The organism is Lampropedia hyalina DSM 16112 (assembly GCF_900129055.1).
Classification (GTDB): Bacteria; Pseudomonadota; Gammaproteobacteria; order Burkholderiales; family Burkholderiaceae_C; genus Lampropedia; species Lampropedia hyalina.
In genome coordinates this window covers 92,216-93,089 of the sequence record NZ_FQUZ01000010.1, presented here as the reverse complement: position 1 = coordinate 93,089, position 874 = coordinate 92,216, and the positions used below count along the sequence as shown (strand labels likewise).

1 CRISPR repeat array is annotated in these 874 nt (G+C 52.2%).

Going from position 1 to position 874, the window contains the following annotated elements:
• A CRISPR array of direct repeats spans window positions 1-869; the repeat unit is 28 nt; unit sequence TTTCTAAGCTGCCTATTCGGCAGTGAAC.
• Between the last annotated feature and the right edge of the window lie 5 nt (window positions 870-874).

Genomic DNA, 874 nt, shown 5'->3' with positions numbered 1-874 from the left:
TTTCTAAGCTGCCTATTCGGCAGTGAACGGCGAGTACAGGGCGCTGGCCGAAGGTGCGCTTTTCTAAGCTGCCTATTCGGCAGTGAACATAGCGGTGATGTACATGCGCGGTCATTGCGTCTTTCTAAGCTGCCTATTCGGCAGTGAACTGACCCTGCGGCCCATCATCGTCAGTGTCGTCTTTCTAAGCTGCCTATTCGGCAGTGAACCGCGCCAAGGTCATGAGCTTGATACTCATCGGTTTCTAAGCTGCCTATTCGGCAGTGAACGACCTGGTATCCACGCTGCTCGATGTCAGCATTTTCTAAGCTGCCTATTCGGCAGTGAACCCGCAAGCGTCGCGCCGGTTACGCCAGCGTTATTTCTAAGCTGCCTATTCGGCAGTGAACATGCTTTTGTAGTCCTGCGATGCCAGTGTCGATTTCTAAGCTGCCTATTCGGCAGTGAACTGGGCGAACGTGCCCGACATTGCGAGGAGCACTTTCTAAGCTGCCTATTCGGCAGTGAACGATTTTGAGCAGCTCGGTTTCGGCGCGTGTAATTTCTAAGCTGCCTATTCGGCAGTGAACCAGGCCATCGGCAACGCCGGTCGCATTGTCCATTTCTAAGCTGCCTATTCGGCAGTGAACGTCATTCCCTCAATAAAAGAATCGGTCCCAGTTTTCTAAGCTGCCTATTCGGCAGTGAACCGCACACAGGTGCAGGAACAGCCGTCTGTCATTTTCTAAGCTGCCTATTCGGCAGTGAACGCAGTAGTCATAACGTGCAGTCCTTTCGTGCATTTCTAAGCTGCCTATTCGGCAGTGAACGTATTACGGTGGTGGGAGCTGGCATCAAACTGTTTCTAAGCTGCCTATTCGGCAGTGAACACTAT